Source organism: Streptomyces sp. NPDC054847, assembly GCF_053610925.1.
This window is the reverse complement of record NZ_JBSGZJ010000428.1, coordinates 1-6,124: the sequence shown is the minus strand read 5'-3', so window position 1 is coordinate 6,124 and position 6,124 is coordinate 1. Positions and strand designations below refer to the sequence as shown.

General features: G+C 70.5%; 6 protein-coding genes. 5 read left to right on the top strand and 1 reads right to left on the bottom strand.

The features are described 5' to 3' along the window. Positions 1 to 155: 155 nt before the first annotated feature. Entirely contained in the window at positions 156 to 1,241 is a 1,086-nt protein-coding gene (locus ACWGH4_RS29215) for an amidohydrolase family protein (protein ID WP_453466206.1), read from the bottom strand. A gap of 116 nt (positions 1,242 to 1,357) precedes the next feature. Here ACWGH4_RS29215 and ACWGH4_RS29210 point away from each other — a divergent pair, with 116 nt between their 5' ends. The 5 genes from ACWGH4_RS29210 to thpD all read left to right on the top strand — a co-directional run bounded on the left by ACWGH4_RS29210 (position 1,358) and on the right by thpD (position 6,108). Then, positions 1,358 to 2,458 (top strand): pyridoxal-phosphate-dependent aminotransferase family protein, encoded by a 1,101-nt coding sequence (locus tag ACWGH4_RS29210; RefSeq protein WP_453466204.1) that lies wholly within the window; start codon positions 1,358 to 1,360, stop codon positions 2,456 to 2,458. Positions 2,459 to 2,885: 427 nt separating this feature from the next. Further along, entirely contained in the window at positions 2,886 to 3,416 is a 531-nt protein-coding gene (gene ectA, locus ACWGH4_RS29205; protein WP_441267189.1) for a diaminobutyrate acetyltransferase, read from the top strand. 92 nt (positions 3,417 to 3,508) lie between these two features. After that, positions 3,509 to 4,777, top strand: a complete 1,269-nt coding sequence (ectB, locus tag ACWGH4_RS29200; protein WP_364597718.1) for a diaminobutyrate--2-oxoglutarate transaminase — start codon at positions 3,509 to 3,511, stop codon at positions 4,775 to 4,777. Between the two features lie 32 nt (positions 4,778 to 4,809). Continuing rightward, positions 4,810 to 5,208, top strand: a complete 399-nt coding sequence (locus ACWGH4_RS29195; RefSeq protein ID WP_005319062.1) for an ectoine synthase — start codon at positions 4,810 to 4,812, stop codon at positions 5,206 to 5,208. 3 nt (positions 5,209 to 5,211) lie between these two features. Next, positions 5,212 to 6,108, top strand: coding sequence for an ectoine hydroxylase (gene thpD / locus ACWGH4_RS29190; RefSeq protein WP_453466201.1), 897 nt, complete (start codon positions 5,212 to 5,214; stop codon positions 6,106 to 6,108). Positions 6,109 to 6,124: the final 16 nt, after the last annotated feature.

Here is a 6,124-nt window from a genome sequence, read left to right as displayed (position 1 = left end):
GGTCCGCCGCGGCGGCGGCGGACCGCTATCTGACCGGCTCCACCGACCTCCCCGCTCCCCTGACGGCGACGGACGGGCCTCTCACCGCGTGACGGCTCAGGGACGCGCTTCCGTACGGCCGGCCCGTACGGCTCCCGTTCGCCGTCACCCGTACCTCAGTCGACGATCCGCCCGTCGAGCACGATCCGGCGCGGCGCCGCGAGCACCCGCACATCCGCCCGCGGGTCCTCGTCGTACACCACCAGGTCGGCCGGGGCGCCCTCCTCCAGCGCCGGGCGGCCCAGCCAGCTCCTGGCTCCCCATGTGGTCGCCGACAGCGCTTCGAGCGGCGGGATGCCCGCCTTCACCAGCTCGGCGACCTCCGCGGCCACCAGCCCGTGCGCGAGGGAACCGCCGGCGTCGGTGCCGACGAAGACCGGTACGCCCGCGTCGTAGGCCGCACGCACGGTGTCGTAGCGGCGCTCGTACAGCCGGCGCATATGGGCGGACCACTGGGGGAACTTGGACTCCCCGCCCGCGGCGAGTGCGGGGAAGGTGGCGATGTTGACCAGGGTCGGGACGATGGCGACACCGCGTTCCGCGAACAGCGGGATCGTCTCCTCCGTAAGCCCGGTCGCGTGCTCGATGCAGTCGATGCCGGCCTCGACGAGGTCGCGCAGCGAGTCCTCCGCGAAGCAGTGCGCCGTCACCCGGGCCCCCAGCCGGTGGGCCTCCGCGATGGCCGCCTCCACCGCCCCGCGCGGCCAGCAGGCGGTGAGGTCGCCCGCGTCGCGGTCGATCCAGTCACCGACGAGCTTGACCCAGCCGTCGCCGCGCCGTGCCTCCCGCGCGACGTACGCCACCAGGTCCTCGGGCTCGATCTCGTGCGCGTAGTTGCGGATGTAGCGGCGGGTGCGGGCGATGTGCCGGCCCGCCCGGATGATCTTCGGCAGGTCCTCGCGCTCGTCGATCCAGCGCGTGTCGGAGGGGGATCCGGCGTCGCGGATCAGCAGTGTGCCCGCCTCACGGTCGGTGAGGGCCTGCTTCTCGCTGGTCGCGGCGTCGACCGGGCCGTGGTGGTCGAGACCGACGTGGCAGTGGGCGTCGACCAGCCCGGGCAGCGCCCAGCCGTGCACGGTGACCGCCTCGGCGCGGGGACGTTCGAAGGTGATCCGGCCGTCGACCGCCCACAGTTCGTCCCGCACCTCCTCGGGCCCGACGAGCACCCGCCCCTTCACATGCAGCACCGTGTGATCGCTCATGCCAGGAACTGTACGAGGCCCTCGGTACTCTCGAGCGAGAGCCCGAACACTGTCCGAACACCGTCCGGCCCTGGTGGGAACGCCGTCCGGACCACCGAGAGAAACCGAGCACCGCCGTGACACACCCGCTGCTGGACCTCGCCCCGCTGACCGCCGCGCACTTCGCGTCCATCGAGCGCCGGGTCGCGGCGCTGCTCGGCACCGAGCAGGACGTGGTCGTGATGCAGGGCGAGGCCCTGCTGCCCCTCGAGGGCTGCATCCGCGGCGGCGCGCACCCCGGGTCGACGGCGCTGAACGTGGTCACGGGCCCTTACGGCCAGACCTTCGGCAACTGGCTGCGCGACTGCGGCGCCGATGTCGTGGACCTCGAGGTCCCCTTCCACACGGCGGTGAGCGCCGAGCAGGTGGCGCGGGCGCTGGCCGAGCACCCGCAGATCGACTTCGTCTCGCTGGTGCACGCCGAGGCGGCGACGGGCAACACCAACCCCGTCGCCGAGATCGGCGAGGTCGTAAGGGCGCACGGCGCGGTGTTCATGCTGGACGCGGTCGCGTCCGTGGCCGCCGAGCCCCTGCTCCCCGACGCCTGGGGCGTGGACCTGTGCGTGATCGGCGCGCAGAAGGCGATGGGCGGCCCGGCCGGCGTCTCCGCCGTGGCGGTGAGCGAGCGGGCGTGGGAACGCATCGCCGCCAACCCGGCCGCGCCCCGCGGCTCGTACCTGTCGCTGCTCGACTGGAAGCAGCGCTGGATCGACGGCGGGCGCAAGGCCCTGCTCCACGCGCCCGCGCAGCTGGAGATGCTGGCGCTCGAGGCGTGCCTCGAGCGGATCGGGTCGGAGGGCCTGGACGCGGTGACGGCCCGGCACGCGGCGGCCGCCGCGGCCACCCGGGCGGGAGCGCTGGCGCTCGGCGGAGGCATCGCCCCCTACGTGCACGAGGCACGGCACGCCGCCCCTGTGGCGACCACGCTGCGCGCCCCGGCCGGGGTGGACGCCCGGGACCTGGTGGCGAAGGCGCTCGCCGCTGACCCGTCGCTGCCGGTGATGGCCGGTGGCGGTCCGCTGGCCTCGGAGATGATCCGGATCAACCACTACGGAGTGGACGCGACCCGTGGCGTGGTGCAGTCGTCGCTCGCGGCGCTGGGCGGCGCGCTGGCCGAGCACGGCCGGTCGGTCGATCTCGAGGGCGCGCGCCGGGCGGTCGGCGAGAGCTGGGGCTGAGGCCCGGGGGCCCCGCTCGCGCGGGGCCTTCGCCCGCGGCACACCTCCGCGGCCGCTCTCCGGCAGGATCCTCACATCGGCTCCCGGTGCCCCGTATTCGTCCGCATAAACGCACCGAAATAAAGCGGAGAGCAAATTCGCATTCACTCCGGTAAATAGCTCCCCGCATTCTGCTGCCCCCGATCCGGATCGTTAAACGTAGGGATTCGTATCGTTTTCGGGGTCGATTCAAGCACGTGTCAACCGGGTTGCCGCCATGTGACGGACACCACAGAGAGGCCGATATGCCCGGATATTTCCGAGCAAACACGCGCGATCGCTCGACGATTCCGAGCGAGCTCGCGCCCGCGCGATAACACAACGGCTCTCGGCACCCAACCCCCTGGCCCGATGCAATTCGCGAATTTGCTGGGTAAATTGAATCGACATGACCGCCGCACAAGAAGACCTTGTACGAGCCCGAGACGAATTCCTTGAGATCGACACCCCACGAGTGGAGGACGGAGCCGCGATCTGGCGCATCGCCCGCGACTCCGAGGTCCTGGACCTCAACTCCTCGTACAGCTACCTGCTGTGGTGTCGCGACTTCGCGGCCACCTCCGTCGTGGCCCGCGGCCGTGACGGCGAGCCCATCGCCTTCGTCACCGGATACGTACGCCCCGACCGCCCGGAGGCGCTCGTCGTCTGGCAGGTGGCCGTCGACCATGCGCACCGGGGCCGGGGGCTGGCCGGCGTCCTGCTGGACGCACTGACCGCCAAGGTCACCGGCGGACACGGGGTCCGCGAGATAGAGACGACCATCACCCCGGACAACACCGCCTCCGACGCCCTGTTCACCTCCTACGCCAAGCGCCACGGAGCATCCCTCAGCCGCGAGGTCCTCTTCGACGGCGGGCTGTTCCCCGAGGAGACGCACCAGCCGGAAGTGCTGTACCGCATCGGCCCCGTCGCCGCGTGACCGCTGCCGCGCGCCCCGTGCCCGCACGGCACCCCGCGCGCGCCGCGTCATCCCTGACCTCTCGCGCCCACCCCACCCCCATGGAGTTCGCTGTGACCATCACCCCGCCCGCCCTGAGCGTCTTCGAGACCCTCGAGTCCGAGGTGCGCAGCTACTGCCGCGGCTGGCCCGCCGTGTTCGACCGCGCCCAGGGCAGCCACCTCCACGACGAGGACGGCCACACCTACCTCGACTTCTTCGCCGGCGCAGGCTCGCTGAACTACGGGCACAACAACCCGGTCCTGAAACGGGCCCTGATCGACTACATCGAGCGCGACGGCATCACCCACGGCCTGGACATGGCCACCACCGCCAAGCGCGCGTTCCTCGAGTCGTTCCAGAACGTGATCCTTCGGCCGCGCGACCTGCCCTACAAGGTCATGTTCCCGGGGCCGACGGGCACCAACGCGGTCGAGGCCGCGCTGAAGCTCGCCCGCAAGGTGAAGGGCCGCGAGTCCGTCGTCTCGTTCACCAACGCCTTCCACGGCATGTCGCTCGGCTCGCTCGCCGTCACCGGCAACGCCTTCAAGCGGGCCGGCGCCGGCATCCCGCTGGTGCACGGCACCCCGATGCCGTTCGACAACTACTTCGACGGCCAGGTCCCCGACTTCCTCTGGTTCGAGCGGCTGCTCGAGGACCAGGGCTCGGGCCTGAACAAGCCGGCCGCCGTGATCGTCGAGACGGTCCAGGGCGAGGGCGGCATCAACGTGGCCCGCGCCGAGTGGCTGCGCGCGCTGCAGGACCTGTGCCACCGCCAGGACATGCTGCTGATCGTCGACGACATCCAGATGGGCTGCGGCCGCACCGGCGGCTTCTTCTCCTTCGAGGAGGCCGGCATCGTCCCGGACATCGTCACCGTCTCGAAGTCCATCAGCGGCTACGGCCTGCCCCTGGCGCTCACCCTGTTCAAGCCCGAGCTGGACATCTGGGAGCCGGGCGAGCACAACGGCACGTTCCGCGGCAACAACCCGGCGTTCGTGACCGCCGCCGCGGCGCTCAACACCTACTGGGCCGACGGGCAGATGGAGAAGCAGACCATCGCCCGCGGCGAGCAGGTCGAGCGTGCGCTGCTCGCCATCGTCGACGAGATGGGCGGCGAGGGCGTCAGCTTCCGCGGCCGCGGCCTGGTCTGGGGCATGGAGTTCGAGGACAAGCCGCGTGCGTCCGCCGTCTGCGCCCGCGCCTTCGAGCTCGGAATGCTGCTGGAGACGTCCGGGCCGGAGAGCGAGGTCGTGAAGCTGCTGCCGGCGCTGACGATCTCCGCCGACGAGCTGGACGAGGGCCTGCGCATCCTGGCGCGCTCCGTCCGAGAGACCGCCTGACCACCCTGACTACCGAGAGGTGACGAACCACCGTGATCGTCCGATCGTTCAAGGACATCGAGAACACCGAGCGCCATGTGAAGTCCGCTTCCGGCACCTGGGAGAGCAAGCGCATCGTGCTCGCCAAGGAGAAGGTCGGCTTCTCGCTCCACGAAACCGTGCTCTACGCGGGTACGGAGACGTCGATGTGGTACGCGAACCACATCGAGGCCGTGCTCTGCGTGGAGGGTGAGGCCGAACTGACCAACGACGAGACGGGCGAGACCCACTGGATCGAGCCCGGCACGATGTACCTGCTGGACGGGCACGAGAAGCACACCATGCGCCCCAAGACGGACTTCCGTTGCGTCTGCGTCTTCAATCCCCCCGTCACCGGACGGGAGGACCACGACGAGAACGGCGTCTACCCGCTGCTGACCGAGGAGGGCTGAGAAATGACCACCGCACCCGCACGCACCGACCTGTACCCGACCCGTGGCGCCAGTGAGGTGCTCACCCCCCGCAAGGACCCGGTCGTCTGGTCGGCACCCGGCGCCCCGGGGCCGATCGCCACGGCGGACCTCATGGGGTTCGAGCGGGACGGCTTCCTCACCGTCGACCAGCTGATCAGGGACGACGAGGTCGCCGTCTACCGCTCCGAACTGGAGCGGCTGATCAGCGACCCGGCGGTGCGCGCCGACGAGCGCTCGATCATCGAGCCGAAGTCGCAGGACGTGCGGTCGGTCTTCGAGGTCCACAAGATCAGCGAGCTGTTCGCCGCGCTGGTGCGCGACGAGCGGGTGGTGGGCAGAGCCCGGCAGATCCTGGGCTCCGACGTGTACGTCCACCAGTCCCGGATCAACGTGAAGCCCGGCTTCGGCGCTTCCGGCTTCTACTGGCACTCGGACTTCGAGACGTGGCACGCGGAGGACGGCCTGCCGAACATGCGCACCGTCTCCGTCTCCATCGCGCTGACCGAGAACTTCGACACCAACGGCGGCCTGATGATCATGCCGGGGTCGCACAAGACGTTCCTCGGCTGCGCGGGCGAGACGCCGAAGGACAACTACAAGAAGTCGCTGCAGATGCAGGACGCCGGCACACCGTCCGACGAGGCGCTGACGCGCTTCGCGGACGACCACGGCATCCGGCTGTTCACCGGCCGGGCCGGGTCGGCGACCTGGTTCGACTGCAACTGCATGCACGGATCCGGCGACAACATCACGCCGTATCCGCGCAGCAACGTCTTCATCGTGTTCAACAGCGTGGAGAACACGGCGGTCGAGCCGTTCGCGGCGCCGGTGCCGCGGCCCGACTTCATCGGGGCGCGGGACTTCACTCCGGTGCGGTGACCGCACGGCACACACG

Coding starts and splice junctions, on each gene's coding strand:
- ACWGH4_RS29215 (WP_453466206.1), bottom strand. CDS start 1,241: ATGAGCGATCACACGGTGCTGCATGTGAAGGGGCGGGTGCTCGTCGGG.
- ectA (WP_441267189.1), top strand. CDS start 2,886: ATGACCGCCGCACAAGAAGACCTTGTACGAGCCCGAGACGAATTCCTT.
- thpD (WP_453466201.1), top strand. CDS start 5,212: ATGACCACCGCACCCGCACGCACCGACCTGTACCCGACCCGTGGCGCC.